This is a genomic window from Nitratireductor thuwali (assembly GCF_036621415.1).
GTDB classification, from domain to species: Bacteria; Pseudomonadota; Alphaproteobacteria; order Rhizobiales; family Rhizobiaceae; genus Chelativorans; species Chelativorans thuwali.
On sequence record NZ_CP030941.1, the window covers coordinates 3,845,137 to 3,861,725 of the forward strand.

The window sequence follows — 16,589 nt, forward strand, 5'->3', positions numbered from 1 at the left end:
GTCACGGTCCGCTGAAAAAGTCCAGCAGCACCTCGGGATTGACCTCGCCGTCATAGCTGGCGTCCACGTCGTACTTCACGAGTTGGAACGTGCCTGAACGGAAGATCCATGTGCCGCTGGACGAAGCATCGCCGACGCCGCGCCATTTGGCATGGGAGGTGAGCGTCAGCGTTTCGGGATCGTAGCTGGAATTGACGAGGAGATCGCTGGCCGAATAGCCGATGATGCGAAGGTCCTCGACGGGGGCGCTTGTGTCGTCGTTCTCATAGCGGACGTCGAGTTCGGGCATTGCAAAACGCAGGGGCAGGACCTCGTTGTCCTCGCCGGCCAGGAAGTAGACGTGGGTCTCGTTGTAGGCGCCGCGGTCACAGAAGAACCGGAACAGCCGGGCCTCTCTCTTGGGTGCATCGGCCTCGTCATAGGCGTAGTTGAAGCGGATGGTGTAGCTCTCGGGCGCGCCGGGCTCGCTCTGGCCGGCAGGATCGCAGATGCCGCCATAAAGACTGGTGAATTGCCTGCTTGCCGCCTCCAGGAGCGCATCGCGTTCTGGAGGCGGGCTGTCGCCGCACTGGTCCGGAAGTGCTTCTTCCAGCGGCTCATCGGTCGGAGCCAGCTTCCCTTCCTCGATATGCAGTGGCGTGAAAGGCGTCGTCTGGACCAGCGGGTTCGCCAGGCGCAAAGCATAGCAGCCGGCGAAGACCTTTTCCGTGCCGTCCGTATTGCGCGCCCTTATGGCCACCGGCAAATTGTAGTAGATGCTGCCGGCTGCGCCTTCCTCGCTCGCCAGTCCCGTTTCCACATCCACGTTTTCCGTATTCGAATAGCCTTGCGCGTACGCATCTAGGGATTCTGCGGGAGGCGTGGCAAAATAGGCGTATGCCCGCGCGTATTCCTGGCGATTGATGGCATTGTAGAGCGAACGTATCAGCGCTTCCGGGCTGGAACGGTCGTCGATGTAAGCCGGCTCGGCCCGCGCACTCGATTGGGCTGCCAGAACGAAGGTGGCGACTGCCACGAGACCTGCGAATTTCATCGTTTCCGCCCTTTCCGGAGTTGTCTGGAGCGCCGTGTGCCATTTGGACGCTCCATCTATCTGTTCTCCGCATCTGTTCGGACCTCAGATGCGTCCGTCTGACCGCAGATGCACGAGCGCCGCCGATGCGGCGGCAGGACTGAACGGTACCGACAGCACAACATCTCGCCCATTCATGCAAGGCCCTTCGCTAAAACTGGAGCGACACGTTCAGACGTTTATTAAGAATGGGCGTATAGTATCGATGGATGCCGCTCGCCGAGGGCATGCGCAGATGGGGGCAGGAATGACCGCGGGCCAGAACCGTGACTTTGCAAGTTTTCTTGACGAGTTGCTGGCCGAGGCCGCGGAGCCGGAGCAGGGCGCCCCCCGTATCAATCTGGACTATCTGTCGGTCGTCGATGAGCTTCATTCGGGCCGCATCAATTTCACCGACGAAAAGGCGGCGGCCGAGTATCGGGCGAACGCCTCCGAAAAGGCGGTCGGATCGCCGGCAGCCGAGACCGCCGCCGCGCCTTCCGTCGATCCGGACGAGATCGCCCGCGAACTGGACCTGGCGCGCCGGGCGGCGAGCACTGATCTGGATCGGCTGCGCCGCGAATTTGCCTTCCGCAACCACCCGGACCGGGTGCCGGAGCATTTGCGCGCCCGCGCCATGATCCGCATGCAGGTCGCCAACACGTTGATCGACGAGGCCAAGCGCCGCCGCTTCAGGCCGAAAAAGACGTAAGCTTTCCGCGATTGAGCCAGCGCCCGATCAGCATCACGGATACGATTGCCAGTCCCGAGAACAGCCCCAGCCACACCCCCACGCCGGCGAGGCCGAAGGGAAATGCCAGCGCCACGCTGAGCGGCAGGCCGACGCCCCAATAGCCGAGCGCGGCATAGATCATCGGCACGGTCGTGTCGTGCAGCCCGCGCAGCATGCCGGCGGCCACGGCCTGCGCGCCGTCCACGATCTGGAAAAGCGCCGCGCAGGCGAGGAAGCTGACCGCCATCGCGATGACTGCCGCGTTTTTTGGGTCGTCGAGGTTTACGAACGCTCCGATGAGCAGATGCGGCGCAGCGAGCATTAGGAGCGCCATGCAGGCCATGAAGCTCACCCCCATGACGAAAGCCGTCCAGCCTGCGCGGGTCACCGCTTCCGCGTTCATCGCGCCGTAAGCCCGGCCGACGCGCACCGTCACCGCCTGGCTCAGCCCCATCGGGACCATGAAGCTGATCGACGCGATCTGGATGGCGATCGCATGGGCGGCCAGCGAAACCGCATCGATCAGGCCCATCAGGAAGGCTGCCGCGTTGAAGATCGACACTTCGAAGGTAAGGATCCCCGCGACCGGCAGCCCGAGCTTCAAGAGCCCGAAGAAACGCGGCCAGTCCGGCCGCCAGAAACGGCCGAAGAGCTGGTATCGGCGGAAATTGCGGTCGAGGGTCACCACCAGCACGAGCCCGCCGAACATCATCGCGCTCGCAAGCGTGGTGGCGATGCCGGAGCCGACGATGCCGAGCGCGGGAAAGCCCAGATGGCCGAACATCAGCGCCCAGTTCGCCAGCACGTTGAAGGCTACGCAGACAAAGGCGATGACCAGCGCCCAGCCCGGCCGCTCCAGCGCCGAGATGAACGAGCGCAGCACGATATAGCCGAAAAAGGGCAGGGCGGCCCATTGCAGCGCCCCGATATAGCCCGCCGCCATACGGCTGAGCTCGGGCTGCTGGCCCATCGCGTTCAAGATGGCCTCGCTGTGCCACAGCAACAACCAGATGGGCACGCACACGGCGATGGCGAGCCACAGCCCCTGGCGCACCGTGCGGCGCACGTCGCGCAGCGAGCGCTGCCGGCGACCCAGCGCGCTCGCCATCATGGGCGAGGTGGCGAGCATCAGCCCAAGCCCGAAAATGATCGGCAGGAAGTAAAGGTTGTGGCCGAGCGTGCCGGCTGCGAGCGCCTGGGGCGAAAGCCGCCCCATCATCATGACGTCCGTGGCGGTCATCGCGGTCTGGGCAAGGTTGGTCAATATCATCGGCCAGGCCAGCGCCAGCGTCGCGCGCGCTTCGGCAAACCAGGGATTGACGGGCGGCGCACCGGCGCCCGAGACCAGCGCAGTCATGTCTTCGGCTTTCGTGTTCGGCGCATCAGTCCGAAAGCCGGAACCGGTTTCGGAAAGCACGATGCACTGCAACCGGCGGAATCAGGCCGTCCGAAAGGACGCAAAGCGGTACGCCTGCCGCCAGCATCGGCTATTACCCGTGGTTGTGTCGGAAACAAGTCAAATTTGCTTCTGCAACCATCAAGGAAGTTGATTGACGACCGCTGCGCCTTGGCGGACATGCGATCCTTGTCCTATACTGCCGGCCTCAGCGGCGCATCCGCGCCAAAAAATCCCGATCGATGGAGAAAAAGCGATGGAAAAGCGCCGCCTGGGCCGCACCGACTTGTCCGTGTCCAAAATCTGCCTCGGCACCATGACCTGGGGTCAGCAGAACACCGAAGCCGAAGGTCATGAGCAGATGGACCGCGCGGTCGCAAGCGGCGTCAACTTCTTCGACACGGCCGAGCTCTATTCGATCCCCGGCAAGCCCGAGACCCAGGGTAGCACCGAAACCATCATCGGCACCTGGTTCAAGAAGCGCGGACGGCGCGACGATATCGTGCTTGCCACCAAAGTCGTGGGCCGCACGAACGATGAATGGTTCCGCGGCGGACGGCCTTCGAAGCTGGTGCGCGCCGACATCATGGATGCGGTCGAAAAGTCGCTGAAGCGGCTTCAGACGGACTATATCGATCTCTACCAGATCCATTGGCCCGAACGCGACATTCCCTTCGGATCCAACCCAACGCGCGTGTCCGAAATCTCGCCGCCGCTGCCCGACGAAACGCCCATCGCCGAAACGCTGGCGGTGTTCGACGAACTGGTGAAGGCGGGCAAGATCCGCCATTTCGGCCTGTCCAACGAGAGCACATGGGGCCTGATGCGCTATATAGCGGAGGCCGACGCGGGCAAGGGGCCGCGCGTCCAGTCGATCCAGAACGCCTATAATCTCGTCAACCGCACTTTCGAGGTCAATCTGGCCGAAGCCTGCACGCGCGAGGATGTCAGCCTGCTCGCCTATTCGCCGCTGGCGCAGGGCTATCTCAGCGGCAAATACGACAACGGAGCGCTGCCGGAAGGCTCGCGCAAGCAGCTTTTCGACCGCCTTCAGCGCTACGAGAAGCCGCATGCGCGCGAGGCGATCCAGGCCTATAACGAGCTCGCCCGGCAGTTCGGCCTGACGCCGGCCTCCTTCGCGCTCGCCTTCGTCAATTCACGTCCCTTCCTCACCTCCAACATCATCGGCGCGACCACGATGGCCCAGCTGGAAGAAGCGCTCGCCTCCGTCGATGTCGCCTGGACCGGCGAGATGCAGGAGGCGGTCGACGATCTTCACCAGAAAGTCGGCAATCCCTGTCCCTGACCGCTTTGCGCCGTGGATTATTGGAAAGGCCGTGTCGGAAGATGCGGCCTTTCTTCGTTCTTGAGGCAAGAGCCCAAAAGGGCGAACACCGGAGGACGAAACATGATCAGAACCACAATGCTTGCCATCGCCGCATCAGCGCTCGCGGCTTTCGCATTGCCCGCCAAGGCTGAAAACGGCGAGAAAACCGCCATGCAGGAAGAAGCCGCCGAACTGCAAGCTCCCTCGAAGAGCGGCCATGTCGAGGCCAATGGGCTCAACTACTATTACGAGATCCGCGGCGAGGGCGAACCGCTTCTGTTGCTGCACGGCGGGCTGGGGCAGATCGAGATGTTCGGCCCGGTTCTGGCAAGGCTGGCGACCGAGCGCCAGGTGATCGGCGTCGATCTGCACGGACACGGCCGCACGCGCCTCGGCGACCGGCCCATCGACCTGAAGGACATCGGCGACGACCTTGCCGTCATCCTCGATGCGCTCGGCCATGACCGGGTCGACGTGATGGGCTATTCGTTCGGCGCGGGCGCGGGTTTTCGCCTCGCGGTCCAGCACCCCGAAAAGGTGCGCCGTCTGGTGCTCGTGTCCGGCGGCTTTGCCCAGGACGGCTTCTATCCGGAAATGCTGCCCATGCAGGCTTCCGTTTCGGCTGAGATGGCGCCGATGATGAAGGACACGCCCATGTACCGGTCCTACGCAGCCGTAGCGCCCGACCCGGAGGAATTCCCCGCGCTGCTCGACGCCATGGGTGCGTTCATGCGCAAGCCGTACAACTGGGCCGAGGACGTCAAGACGCTGGAGATGCCGGTCATGCTGGTCTACGGCGACAGCGACATGTTCCGTCCGGAGCATATCGTGGAATTCTACCAGCTTCTGGGCGGAGGACTGAGGGATGCGGGCTGGGCGCGTGAACACATGTCGCAAAATCGCCTCGCCATCCTGCCGGATCTGACGCACTACGAAATCGGGATTGCCCCCGTGCTCGCTGACACAACGCTGCCGTTCCTGAATGGCGAAAGCCGGGTGAAGAGCTGGGCCGAGCACGTGGAAGGCGCGAAGTAGGGGCCATGCGGCCTATACCAGCCGCTGCAAGAGCGCGATCAATTCGCTCTGGCGGTGCGTGTCGGTCTTGTTGAAGATCACCTTGAGGCGCTGCCGGGCAGTGCCTTGGGTGATCTTCAGTCTTTCTGCCGCCTCCTTCAAAGAAGCGCCCTCCAGCAGATGCTGTGCCAGCGCCGCTTCCGCACGCGTAAGCTGGAACTGGTTTGTCAGAGGCGACAGGTCAGCCCCGACCGGCGTCGCCGTCAAGTTGCGGATGACGACCAGGAAAAGCTGTCCGCTGCAGGCTGCCGGCCCCAGAAGAGAGGCAGTCGGCGGCAACCGGCAGAGCGCGATACGGAACAGAACGCCGGCCGCGGCAAAATATTCGCGGCTTTCCTCCATCGGTATGCCCGCCGCAAGCTTGCAGACCATCTTCTGGAGCCATTGGTGGGTGGATCTGTCCACGACGGCAACATGGTCCTGGGTGCAGCGCAGCGGAAATGCCTTCTCGAAGGCGCTAAGGGCGGCACCGTTGGCGTCCCGAAGACGCATTGCGCTGTCAACGACAAGGGCGATCTCGCCTGTCCGATTGACGAGCGCCGTCGAAGCGACATGGCTCTCGATCCGCGGCGACAACTGGCTCGCGATGTCGATGGTGCGACGGAGGCTGCCGCGGATGCGCGAAAGCAGGAGTGCCGTGGCATCGTCATAGACCGAAGCAAGCGAAATCGGATAGTGGATGACGATGTGCAGCATGTTCTGGCCGACTATGTCGAGACGCATCCCGGTGGCCGCCACCCGATCCTGCGGAAGCAGCCAGTCGTTATAGAACTCGGTACTTGCGAAATTCGAGGCAGGGCTGTGCCTCGACGCGACCAATACTTTACCGGAGGGTGTGCTGCTCCATTCCGGCACCCAGGGGTTGATTGAGAAAAAATGGCTTTCATAGCTCGCCAGGAAGTCCGGATCTATGTCCGCTTGCACTCCGAAGTTCAGCCGGGCCTCACGGAGATCGATATTGTGGATTGCCGAGAACGAGCCGGGAAAATTGCTTGAGATGGCCTTTGCCGCCAATGCCCAGTTATCGGGCTCGAAGGCCACCGTATCGAGGATCCCGGCGACATCGGCCGCCATCCGTTCCGTGGCTTGCGCACCGTAGTCCATCCCCCGTCCCCCGATATCTCCCGTTTACCATAATAGCAGCTTTTGATCCCGGTTGAACATTTCAAGCCTGGGCCCCGCCCGGCCGGCGGCCGGGCGGGGCGGGTGCGTCATGCGGCGCGGCGCTCGTGGCGGCCTTCGCGGATCTCTTCCGAGAGCTTCTCGCAGAAGGGGTCGAGATCGCCGGGATGGCGGCTGGTGACGAGGCCCTGGTCGGTGACGACCTCGCTGTTCTCCCACCGGCCGCCGGCATTCATCACGTCGGTCTTGATCGAGTGGTAGGAGGTGATGCGGCGGTCCTTCACGATGCCGACCTCGATCAGCAGCCAGGGCGCGTGGCAGATGGCGCCGACGGGCTTGTTCGCCGTCCAGAAATCCTTGATGAAGGAGAGCGCCTTCGTCTCCACGCGCAGGAGATCGGGATTGATCTGGCCGCCCGGCAATACCAGGGCGTCGTAGTCGTCCGCGCTCGCCTCATCGAGCGTCTTGTCGACCGGGACGGGCCTGCCCCAGTCCTTCTTGTCCCAGCCCTTGATCTGGCCCGGCTCCAGCGAGACCACATGAACCTCGGCGCCGGCCTCGCGCAGCTTGTTCAACGGCACCTCCAGCTCGGACTGCTCGAAGCCGTGGGTGGCGAGGATGGCGACGCGTTTTCCTGTAATGTCGTGCATGATCTGTCTCCTTCTTGCGGCATACCGCCAGAACGGAGAGGGCGCGCATGTGTTCCTGCCGAATGGAGCACCCGGCGCCGGTCGGAGCGCAGCGATTCGCGCGGAGCGGGGCGCCTTCCAGAAGTTAACATTCTGATTCAAACTTTATTGTCGACTCTTCGCCTAACGTGACGACCTGTCCGGCGGAAAGGCGTGGCTGCGCCTTCGCGCCGTCCCGTCTTGCGTACAGGTCGTTCATGCGTTTGCCCGCTCTTGTCATTCTTCTTCCTTTCGCCCTCCTTGGCCTGGCCGGCTGTTCCGGCGGGTCTGCCGTCGATGCGCTGCAGATCGCCGAGCCCTCGCGCGAGACGACCGGCTCCATCCTTCGGCCCGACGTGGGTATCCCGGGCGCGGACGGCGGCGAGGTCATCACCTCCGTCACGGAAGCCGGCATGACCGCGCTCGCCGAGCCCGCAGACGTCAATACGCCGGCGCTCGAGCAGGTTGCGCTGCATGTGCCGAAGCCGCCGGTGCGGCCGGCCGGAAAGCCCTCGGGCGGCAAGGTCTACAGCCAGAAGTTCCGTGACGCCAAGCCGGTCAATTTCGGCAAGGTCACGCCGCAGCATCACGCCGTGCACGGCGTCGACGTCTCGCGCTGGCAGGGCGAGATCGACTGGGCGACGCTGCGCGGGCAGGGCGCCAATTTCGCCTATATCAAGGCCACCGACGGCGGCGACCATCTCGACCCGATGTTCCGCAAGAACTGGGATGCCGCGGCGCGCGCCGGCCTCAGGCGCGGCGCCTACCATTTCTTCTACTGGTGCCGCACGGCGGCCGAGCAGGCCGACTGGTTCATCCGCAACGTGCCGAAGGTGAAGGGCGCGCTGCCGCCGGTGATCGACGTGGAGTACAATCATCAATCCGACTGCAAGCGCCGCTGGCCGCGCGCCGACGTTCTGGAGAAGATGCAGGTCTTCATGGACCGGCTGGAGCGGCACTACGGCCAGCGCCCCATCATCTACACCGCCCCCGATTTCTACCGCGACAATCTGCAGGGCGCCTTCCCCAACCACCCCTTCTGGCTCCGCGCCGTGGCCGAGCACCCCTCCAAGGTCTATCCGGGCCGCGACTGGGTCTTCTGGCAATATTCGGGCTCCGGCCTCAGCCAGGGCGTGAACGGCAAGATCGACCTGAACGTGTTCCGCGGGGATGAGCGCGCCTGGTGGAACTGGGTGGGCCAGGTGGCGGGGTAGGGCCGGTTGCGGCAGATCTGCGGACACGGCTCCTCCTTCCCGCGCGGGCGGCCGCCGGGTTGTTCTTCAGGTTGGGAAGACGGGCGGCCAAAGCATCGCGCGTCTAACAAATAATATGCGACCCTCGGGCCGCCCGTCCGGCCGCTGTCCTGCATGACCGGTCAAGGAAGGTTCCCATTGCCCTTTTGGGGCGCCCAGGCTCGTCACTGAGACGCCTGGACCGAACCTCCCGCGGCTTCTCCGCGCCCTGCGTCCTTCGACAAGCTCAGGACACAGGACTCCGGCCTGCTGCAGGCCCTCACATGCCTCCGGGTACCGAACCCGGAGGGGGAGGCTGCCGCCGCCCTCCCTGATCCCCGGTCTAGATCCGGTTCCCGCAAGGGCGATGGGGAGCATGATAAGGCAGGTGGCGCGGGTGGGGATAAACCGGCGGGAAGAAAATTGGAAAAGCGTTGTGTATCAATTACTTGGCGGCGCGGAGGGTGGATATCGGTCCCCGCCAATGTCGAAGGGCACGCGTTGGTTTCTGCGAAGGGGATATACACCTTTGCTGCCACGATCTTGCCTCCGATAACCGTTCGGATAGGCTCTCTTCATGACCGGCTATGTCTACATGGTCGCCAGCCAAAAGCGCGGCACGATCTATATCGGCGTGACGAACGACCTCGGCCGCCGTATTCCTGAGCACAAGGAAGGCATGGGCTCGCGCTTTACCAGCCGCTACGGCGTGCAGCGGCTCGTCTGGTATGAAGAGCATTTCGACCTGCGGGATGCGATCCAGCGGGAGAAATCGCTCAAGCGCTGGCCGCGCCAGTGGAAGATCGACCTGATCGAGAAGACCAACCCGGAGTGGCAGGAACTGCTGCGCGGGTGGGGGTGGTGAGGTTCGATCCTCTCGCGGAGGGGCACGCTTCCACGTCTCAGGTTGAGCGTCCACCCCTCCGCTTTCGTCATCCTTGGGCTTGATCCAAGGATCCATGCCGTGACGATGACGCAGGGTGCGGCGTTTCCGGCATGGGCGCCTAGTGCCGGAAGCGTAGGGCGCGGTCGGAGAGGGAACGGCATGGATCCTAGGGTCTTCGCCTTCGGCTCCGCCCTAGGATGACGAAGGGGATGGGAGGCGGCTTACACCATGGAGACGTCAGCGCCATCGCCCACCAGCGCGCCCCTTCGCCGGCGCAAGCGTTCGCACCACCCCCTCCGCTTCGTCATCCTCGGGCTCTTGACCCGAGGATCCATGCCGTGCCGGCGATGAAGCGTGCTGCGTTCCCGGCATAGGGCGCCCGGTGCCGGAAGCGTAGGGCGCGGTCGGAGAGGGAACGGCATGGATCCCAGGGTCTTCGCCTTCGGCTTCGCCCTAGGATGACGAGGGGGGAGGTGGCTTTGTGTACCCGCCAACGCTGCGGCTGGCTTGATTGCCTGGCTCGTACCACCCTCCGCTTTGGCATGCTCTCGCGCCTAGCCTCCCGCGCGACGTCGGCGCCCACCAGCTGAAGCCACCAGCGCCCACTTTCGACGGTGCAAGCGTCCGCGCCGTCCCCCCTCCACTTCGTCATCCTCGGGCTTGACCCGAGGATCCATGCCGTGCCGGTGACGCAGGGTGCAGCGTTTCCGGCATAGGGAGGGTGCCCGGTGCTGGAAGCGTCGGGCGTGAGGGGAGAGGGAACGGCATGGATCCCAGGGTCTCCGCCTTCGGCTTCGCCCTGGGATGACGAAGGGGATGGGAGGCTGCTTTCATGACGGAGCTGCCCGCGCTCAGCGTCCACCGGCAGGAGCCACCAGTGCCCCAAGTGCCCCAGCAGGAGATATCAGCGCCCCTTCGCCCTAGGACAACGAAGGGAGCGGGGGCCGGCTTTTACTGTTGAGACGTCGGCACCCACTCTGGGCGGTGCGGGAGCAAAAAAAGCCGGCCGTTTAAACGGCCGGCTTCGATGTCTATTGCTGCCTATCCTCAGCTACACCCGCTCGTCGCCCCACAAGTATCGCACTTCTCACACGTCCCGTTCCGCACCATCGTGAAGTTCTGGCACTCCGAGCACATGTTGCCCGTATACCCCTGCGCGATGGCCTGTTGGCGGCGGTGGCTCTCGACCTTCTTGGCTTCGGCCGCTTCCGCTTCCGCCTCGTCGGTGAACAGCGCGTTGGCGTCTTCGCGTTCGGCCTGTTCCTTGGCGCGCTCCTCGTAATCCCTGCGGAAGGCGGTGGCTTCTTCCTGCAGGCCGGCGGCCATCGGCTTGAGCGCGGTGGCGCCGATGGCGCGCACGTTGGAACCGGGGGCGGTGCGGGAAGGGGCGTGGTCGCTGTTGGCGGCCTGGCCCTTGGGATCGGACGACTTGCCCGACACCAGCTTGAACGGCGTGGCGCCGCGCGTCAGCCCGCGGGAGAAGGGCGTTGCCTTGCCCTCGTTGATGCCGCGGCCGAGCGTGGTGTTGGAAAAGTCGGACGTGTCGACATGGGCAAGGTCGGTGCGGCCGAGATAGGAGACGGCGAGCTCGCGGAACACATAGTCGAGGATCGACGTGGCGTTCTTGATGGCGTCGTTGCCCTGCACCATGCCGGCCGGCTCGAACTTGGTGAAGGTGAAGGCGTCGACATATTCCTCCAGCGGCACGCCATATTGCAGGCCGATCGAGATGGCGATGGCGAAATTGTTCATCATCGCGCGGAAGGCGGCGCCTTCCTTGTGCATGTCGATGAAGATCTCGCCGATGCGGCCGTCGTCGAACTCGCCGGTGCGCAGATAGACCTTGTGCCCGCCGACCACGGCCTTCTGGGTATAGCCCTTGCGGCGGTTCGGCAGCTTCTCGCGGTCGCGCACCACTTTTTCGACGATGCGCTCGACGATCCTTTCGGAAACCTGCGCCGCCTGCGCCGCGGTGGGGGCGGCCACCAACTCTTCCACCAGATCGTCCGCCTCTTCCTCGTCGTCCGAAAGCAGCGAGGCGTTGAGCGGCTGCGACAGCTTGGAGCCGTCGCGGTAGAGCGCGTTGGCCTTCAGCGCCAGCTTCCAGGACAGCATGTAGGCGTTCTTGCAGTCCTCCACCGTGGCGTCGTTGGCCATGTTGATGGTCTTGGAGATGGCGCCCGAGATGAAGGGCTGCGCCGCCGCCATCATGCGGATATGGCTTTCCACCGAGAGATAGCGCTTGCCGACCTTGCCGCATGGATTGGCGCAGTCGAAGACGGGCAGGTGCTCGTCCTTCAGATGCGGCGCGCCTTCCAGCGTCATGGCGCCGCAGATGTGGATGTTCGCGGCCTCGATCTCCTTGCGGGAGAAGCCCAGCGCGGGCAGGAGCTCGAAGGAGAAGTCGTTGAGCTGCTCGTCGGTGAAGCCGAAGGTCTCCTTCAGCCAGTCGGCGCCCAGCGTCCACTGGTTGAAGACGAACTTGATGTCGAAGGCGGCCTTCAGCGCGCCGTTGAGCGCCTCGATCTTCTCGTCGGTGAAGCCCTTGGCCTTGAGCGTGCCCGGATTGACGCCCGGCGCCTGGTTCAGATTGCCATGGCCGACCGCATAGGCCTCGATCTCGGCGATCTGCGCCTCGGTGTAGCCGAGCGTGCGCAGCGCTTCGGGCACGGCGCGGTTGATGATCTTGAAATAGCCGCCGCCTGCGAGCTTCTTGAACTTCACCAGCGCGAAATCGGGCTCGATGCCGGTCGTGTCGCAGTCCATGACCAGGCCGATCGTGCCGGTGGGCGCGATGACGGTGGCCTGCGCGTTGCGGTAGCCGTGCTTCTGGCCAAGCTCCAGCGCCTTGTCCCAGGCCGCCTTGGCATGCTCGACCAGATCGGCATAGGGGCAGTCCTCGGCCTTGATCGGCACGGGGTTGACCGCGAGCTTCTCATAGCCTTCCGCCTCGCCATAGGCGGCGCGGCGATGATTGCGCATGACGCGCAGCATGCTGTCGGCGTTGCGCTCATAGTCTGGGAAGGGGCCGAGCTCGCCGGCCATCTCGGCCGAAGTGGCATAGGCGACGCCCGTCATGATGGCCGTCAGCGTGCCGCAGATGGCGCGGCCTTCCGGCGAATCGTAGGGAATGCCGGAGGTCATGAGCAGGCCGCCGATATTCGCGTAGCCGAGGCCGAGCGTGCGGTACTCGTAGGAAAGCTTCGCGATCTCCTTCGACGGGAACTGAGCCATCATCACGGAGATTTCCAGCACCATGGTCCACAGGCGCACCGTGTGCTCATAGGCCGCGATGTCGATGGAGCCGTCCTTGTTGCGGTATTGCAGGAGGTTCATCGAGGCCAGGTTACAGGCCGTGTCGTCCAGGAACATGTATTCCGAGCACGGGTTGGAGGCGCGGATGGGGCCGGCCGCCGGCGAGGTGTGCCAGTCGTTCATGGTGGTGTTGAAGTGCAGGCCCGGATCGGCCGAAGCCCAGGCGGCATAGCCGATCTTGTCCCACAGATCGCGCGCCTTGAGCGTCTTGGCCGGCTTGCCGTCGGTGCGGCGGATGAGGGTCCAGTCGCCGTCGGTCTCGACCGCGCGCAGGAAGTCGTCCTTCAGCGAGACGGAATTGTTGGAATTCTGGCCCGAGACGGTGAGATAGGCTTCCGAATCCCAGTCCGTGTCGTAGGTCTTGAACTCGATATCCGTATAGCCCTGGCGGGCGAACTGGATGACGCGCTTGACGTAGTTCTCGGGCACAGCATTGCGCTTGGCCGCCTTCACCTCGCGCTTCAGCGCCGGGTTCTTGGTCGGGTCGAAGCAGTCGTCGCGCGTCGATTCGGAGCCGGCCTCGCAGTTGACGCAGGCCTTCATGATTGCTTCGAGGTGTTTCTTGACGATCTTGGAGCCGGTGACGAGGGCGGCGACCTTCTGCTCCTCCTTCACCTTCCAGTCGATATAGGCCTCGATGTCGGGATGGTCGATGTCGACCACCACCATCTTGGCCGCCCGGCGCGTCGTGCCGCCGGACTTGATGGCGCCCGCCGCGCGGTCGCCGATCTTGAGGAAGGACATGAGGCCGGAGGACCTGCCGCCGCCCGAAAGCGTTTCGCCTTCGCCGCGCAGCATGGAAAAGTTTGAGCCGGTGCCGGAGCCGTATTTGAACAGGCGCGCCTCGCGCACCCACAGATCCATGATGCCGCCCTCATTGACGAGATCGTCGCCCACGGACTGGATGAAGCAGGCATGCGGCTGCGGATGCTCGTAGGAGGATTTGGACCTCGTCAGCTTGCCGGTGAAGGGGTCGACGTAATAATGGCCCTGGCCGGGGCCGTCGATGCCATAGGCCCAGTGCAGGCCGGTGTTGAACCATTGCGGGGAGTTCGGCGCCACGCGCTGGGTGGCGAGCATGTAGCAAAGCTCGTCCATGAAGGCCTGGGCGTCGGCCTCGCCGTCGAAATAGCCGCCCTTCCAGCCCCAATAGGTCCAGGTGCCGGCCAGCCGGTTGAAGACCTGCGCCGCGCTCGTCTCCGGGCCGTAGCGCTCGTCCTTGGGCAGCGCCGCCAGCGCCTCCTCGTCGGCGACGGAACGCCACAGGAAGGAGGGGACGGAATTTTCCTCTACCCTTTTCAGGCGCGCAGGCACGCCGGCCTTGCGGAAATATTTCTGCGCCAGGATATCGCTCGCGACCTGGCTGAACTGGGCCGGCACATCGATATTGTCGAGCCGGAAGACGACCGAGCCATCCGGATTCTTGATCTCGCTCACCGCCTTGCGGAACGGCACCTCCGCATAGGGAGACCGGCCTTCCTTGGTGAATCGCCTTTCGATGCGCATCTTCGTCCCTCTTCAATCTCTAAATATAGCGTCCGGCGCGGCAAATGCCTCATCACTTTCCGCGCAGCGGACGCCTGCCCGCCGACTGCCGCTTCCCCTGCGGAAAACGGCTCTCCAATACCTGGCCATGCACGCCGCTCCATGGCTTTCAGGCCAAGAGATCACCGCCGCCCGCTGGCCGGGCCGGTCCATGTCTTGACGCTTCCTGTGGTGCCTCTCCTCAAGGAGAGTTGTCACACTATTTGGTGTCGAACATGGCTGCAAACACTAAATATAGTATTAACAGCCTCTTTACGCCACCCCAGACACCGCGCCCCCGCCGCCGGAAAAACCACACAAAACCCCGTTCCGCCCACGACGGCGTCGGGCGGAGCTTGCTACTCAAACCAATCGGAAATGGACCGATCTCTAAAACCGTTTCGGTCGCGCCACCCGAACAGGGCGGCCACCGACCATAAAAGGCGACTCGGTTTGCCCCGTCAAGGAATCGTTTCACCTCAGTTTTGTGACCCCAACATCTTGTGTGTCACATATGTGGATAACGGGGATCGTCCAAAGCGGCCCTTGAGTCGCGGCCAAAAGAAGAGGCGGCCTTCCGGACAGCTCGGAAATTGGCGAAATCCGCTGCCGGTCACATGAATGTGTTGAGCAGGAGGAAGGCTCCGGCGGCAATCAGCGCGGCGGCCGGCACGGTGGTCACCCAGGCGGCGACGATGGTCGTGACATGCGCCCGGCGCACCAGCTTTCGGCGGGCAACCTCCTCGCGGGACACATCACTGGCCTCGTCCTCGGTTTCGTCGTCGCTGAAGAAGGTCGTGGACAACAGGCCGCCGTCGCCGTTGGCCGCGCGTTCCTCGCGGATCCTGACGCCCTTGCGTTCCAGATAGGCGCGCCGGCGCTTGGAGCGGGCCGTGTACCATTCGCGGAAGAAGCCGACGCCGAAGATGGCGCCCACCGCCGTGTGCGTGGAACTGATCGGCAGGCCGAGGCCGGATGCGATGATGACCGTGATCGCCGCCGACAGCGCCACGCAGAAGGCGCGCATCGGATTGAGCTTGGTGATCTGCTCGCCGACCATGCGGATGAGCTTCGGTCCGAACAGGACGAGGCCCAGCGAGATGCCGACGGCGCCGATGACCATGACCCACAGCGGAATGGCGACCTGCGACGTGACCGCGCCGGCCTGCGCGGTGAACACGATCGCCGCGAGCGGTCCCACGGCGTTGGCCACGTCGTTGGCGCCGTGGGCGAAGGACAGAAGCGCCGCCGAAATGACGAGCGGCAGGTTGAAGAGCTTGCGCAGCGACTGGTTTCTGTTCTCCATGCCTTCCGACTGGCGGCGCACATGGAAATGCGAGATTATCCAGACGAGGAGGAAGGCGCCGATCCCGATCGCGGCGACCATGGCGTTGTCCAGTCGGATGAGCTTCTTGAGGCCCTTCGTCGCCAGATAGGCGCTGAACGCTCCGGCCATGACGGCAATCAGCAGGGGCACCCAGCGCCGCGCCGCGCCGATCTTGTCGTCCTGGTAGATGATGGCGGTCTTGATGAAGGCCAGGAACAGCGCCGCCACGACGCCGCCCATGACCGGCGAGACGACCCAGCTGGCGGCGATCTGCGCCATCATCGGCCAGTTGACCGCCGAAAGCCCGGCGGCCGCGATGCCCGCGCCCATGACGCCGCCGACCACCGAATGGGTCGTGGAAACCGGCGCGCCGACCCATGTGGCCAGGTTGATCCACAGGGCCGAGGATATCAGCGCGGCCATCATGGCGTTGATGAAGATGCCGGGCGTGCTGACGGCTTCCGGCGAGATGATACCCTTGGATACCGTGCCGACCACATCGCCGCCGGCGATCAGCGCGCCGGCGCTTTCGAATATGGCGGCGATCAGCAATGCGCCGGTGAGGCTGAGGGCGCGCGCGCCGACCGCCGGACCCACATTGTTGGCGACGTCGTTGGCCCCGATATTGAGCGCCATATAGGCGCCGATGGCCGCGGCGGCGATGATGATGAAGGCGCGGGGCTCGCCGATGACGTAGATCGAGGCGAAAATGCCGGCAAGCGCCAGGAACAGAAGGCCGAGCCCGGGCCCCACGAGGCCGCGCGCGACGAGGGTCGTCGCTTCCTCGACATGGACCAGCTTGTCGAGGTCCTTGTCGAGCGTGCGCTTCCTGGGAGTGGTCGTCGTCTGGGTCATCGCCTGGCGCTCATTTGGTGGAAACCAGGACGGCCTAGGAAATGGTGAGCCGGCGCACAAGCGCTCTGCGCCGAATCGG

11 protein-coding genes are annotated in these 16,589 nt (G+C 64.2%); 5 read left to right on the forward strand and 6 right to left on the reverse strand.

Going from position 1 to position 16,589, the window contains the following annotated elements; genetic code table 11:
* Position 1: 1 nt before the first annotated feature.
* Positions 2 to 1,033 carry a DUF1176 domain-containing protein gene (locus NTH_RS18650; RefSeq protein WP_338531431.1) on the reverse strand — a complete coding sequence of 344 codons (1,032 nt, stop codon included), beginning with the start codon at positions 1,031 to 1,033 and terminating at the stop codon, positions 2 to 4.
* 286 nt (positions 1,034 to 1,319) lie between these two features.
* On the opposite strand from NTH_RS18650, the gene NTH_RS18655 reads away from it, so the two are divergent.
* Positions 1,320 to 1,763: a hypothetical protein gene (locus NTH_RS18655; RefSeq protein WP_338531432.1), complete on the forward strand. Its 444-nt coding sequence runs from the start codon at positions 1,320 to 1,322 to the stop codon at positions 1,761 to 1,763.
* Here NTH_RS18655 and NTH_RS18660 read toward each other — a convergent pair.
* Positions 1,744 to 3,141 (reverse strand): MATE family efflux transporter, encoded by a 1,398-nt coding sequence (locus NTH_RS18660; RefSeq protein WP_338531433.1) that lies wholly within the window; start codon positions 3,139 to 3,141, stop codon positions 1,744 to 1,746. The genes NTH_RS18655 and NTH_RS18660 overlap by 20 nt on opposite strands.
* A gap of 295 nt (positions 3,142 to 3,436) precedes the next feature.
* Here NTH_RS18660 and NTH_RS18665 point away from each other — a divergent pair, with 295 nt between their 5' ends.
* Positions 3,437 to 4,486 carry an aldo/keto reductase gene (locus tag NTH_RS18665; RefSeq protein ID WP_338531434.1) on the forward strand — a complete coding sequence of 350 codons (1,050 nt, stop codon included), beginning with the start codon at positions 3,437 to 3,439 and terminating at the stop codon, positions 4,484 to 4,486.
* Between the two features lie 102 nt (positions 4,487 to 4,588).
* Complete coding sequence (locus NTH_RS18670) at positions 4,589 to 5,542, forward strand: alpha/beta fold hydrolase (RefSeq protein ID WP_338531435.1); 954 nt, start codon at positions 4,589 to 4,591, stop codon at positions 5,540 to 5,542.
* A 12-nt stretch (positions 5,543 to 5,554) separates the two neighbouring features.
* On the opposite strand, the gene NTH_RS18675 is transcribed toward NTH_RS18670, so the two are convergent.
* A complete protein-coding gene (locus NTH_RS18675; protein WP_338531436.1) occupies positions 5,555 to 6,685 on the reverse strand; it encodes a helix-turn-helix transcriptional regulator in 1,131 nt (376 codons plus the stop codon).
* A gap of 107 nt (positions 6,686 to 6,792) precedes the next feature.
* On the reverse strand, positions 6,793 to 7,353 hold the full coding sequence (locus NTH_RS18680) for a type 1 glutamine amidotransferase domain-containing protein (protein WP_338531437.1): 561 nt from the start codon (positions 7,351 to 7,353) through the stop codon (positions 6,793 to 6,795).
* Between the two features lie 236 nt (positions 7,354 to 7,589).
* Here NTH_RS18680 and NTH_RS18685 point away from each other — a divergent pair, with 236 nt between their 5' ends.
* Complete coding sequence (locus NTH_RS18685) at positions 7,590 to 8,585, forward strand: GH25 family lysozyme (protein WP_338531438.1); 996 nt, start codon at positions 7,590 to 7,592, stop codon at positions 8,583 to 8,585.
* Between the two features lie 595 nt (positions 8,586 to 9,180).
* A complete protein-coding gene (locus NTH_RS18690; RefSeq protein ID WP_338531439.1) occupies positions 9,181 to 9,468 on the forward strand; it encodes a GIY-YIG nuclease family protein in 288 nt (95 codons plus the stop codon).
* Positions 9,469 to 10,536: 1,068 nt separating this feature from the next.
* Here the strand turns inward: NTH_RS18690 and NTH_RS18695 are convergent.
* Both NTH_RS18695 and NTH_RS18700 read right to left on the reverse strand, forming a co-directional pair.
* Positions 10,537 to 14,310: a vitamin B12-dependent ribonucleotide reductase gene (locus NTH_RS18695; RefSeq protein WP_338531440.1), complete on the reverse strand. Its 3,774-nt coding sequence runs from the start codon at positions 14,308 to 14,310 to the stop codon at positions 10,537 to 10,539.
* 631 nt (positions 14,311 to 14,941) lie between these two features.
* Positions 14,942 to 16,510, reverse strand: a complete 1,569-nt coding sequence (locus tag NTH_RS18700; RefSeq protein WP_338531441.1) for an inorganic phosphate transporter — start codon at positions 16,508 to 16,510, stop codon at positions 14,942 to 14,944.
* Between the last annotated feature and the right edge of the window lie 79 nt (positions 16,511 to 16,589).